This window comes from Streptomyces sp. NPDC001933, assembly GCF_042890955.1.
Lineage (GTDB): Bacteria > Actinomycetota > Actinomycetes > Streptomycetales > Streptomycetaceae > Streptomyces.
In genome coordinates this window covers 18,642-19,919 of sequence record NZ_JBIASS010000038.1, presented here as the reverse complement: position 1 = coordinate 19,919, position 1,278 = coordinate 18,642, and the positions used below count along the sequence as shown (strand labels likewise).

Annotated in this window: 1 protein-coding gene; it reads right to left on the bottom strand. The window is 74.3% G+C overall.

What is annotated here, in order from left to right; genetic code table 11:
* On the bottom strand, positions 1-1,278 hold a 1,278-nt coding region (locus ACFYY7_RS41475), incomplete at both ends, for a tetratricopeptide repeat protein (protein WP_388670448.1).

Below are 1,278 nucleotides of genomic sequence, written 5' to 3'. Positions count from 1 at the left end.
GGCGGGTGGTCAGGGTGTCGGGGTGGTCGGGGCCCTGTACGCGCACCTGGTCGGCCAGCAGTTCCTCGAACGCGGTGGCGGCACCGGCCGCGTCGCCTGCCTGACCCCGCCACCGGGCGAGGTTGTGGCGGGTGGTCAGGGTGGCTGGGTGGTCGGGGCCCTGCACACGCACCTGGTCGGCCAGCAGTTCCTCGGTCGCGGCTGCGGCACCCACCACATCGCCCGCCTCCCCCCGCCAGTAGGCGAGGTTGCGGCGGGTGGTCAGGGTGTCGGGGTGGTCGGGGCCCAGCACCCGTACCCGGTCGGCCAGCAGTTCCTCGGTCGCGGCTGCGGCACCCACCACATCGCCCGCCTCCCCCCGCCAGTAGGCGAGATTGCGGCGGGTGGTCAGGGTGTCGGGGTGGTCGGGGCCCAGCACCCGTACCCGGTCGGCCAGCAGTACCTCGAACCCGGTGACGGCACCGGCCGCGTCCCCCGCCCGACCCCGCCACCGGGCGAGGTTGTGGCGGGTGGTCAGGGTGGCTGGGTGGTTGGGGCCCTGCACACGTACCCGGTCGGCCAGTAGCTCTTTGAACGTGGTGGCGGCACCGGCCGCGTCGCCTGCCTGACCCCGCCACCGGGCGAGGTTGTGGCGGGTGGTCAGGGTGGCTGGGTGGTCAGGGCCCAGCACCCGCACCCGGTCCGCCAGCAGTACCTCGAACCCGGTGACGGCACCGGCCGCGTCCCCCGCCCGACCCCGCCACCGGGCGAGGTTGTGGCGGGTGGTCAGGGTGGCTGGGTGGTCAGGGCCCAGCACCCGCACCCGGTCCGCCAGTAGCTTCTCGAACTCGGTGGCGGCACCGGCCGCGTCCCCCGCCTCCCCCCGCAAGGAGGCGAGGTTGTGGCGGGTGGTCAGGGTGGCTGGGTGGTCAGGGCCCTGCACACGTACCCGGTCGGCCAGCAGTTCCTCGGTCGCGGCTGCAGCAGCCACCACATCGCCCGCCTCCCCCCGCCAGTAGGCGAGGTTGTGGCGGGCCATCAGAGTGGCTGGGTGGTCGGGGCCCTGCACACGCACCTGGTCGGCCAGCAGTTCCTCGGTCGCGGTGGCGGCACCGGCCGTGTCGCCCGCCTGACCCCGCAAGGAGGCGAGGTTGTGGCGGGTGGTCAGGGTGGCTGGGTGGTCAGGGCCCTGCACACGTACCTGGTCGGCCAGCAGTTCCTCGGTCGCGGCTGCAGCAGCCACCACATCGCCCGCCTCCCCCCGCCAGTAGGCGAGGTTGTGGCGGGCCATCAGAGTGG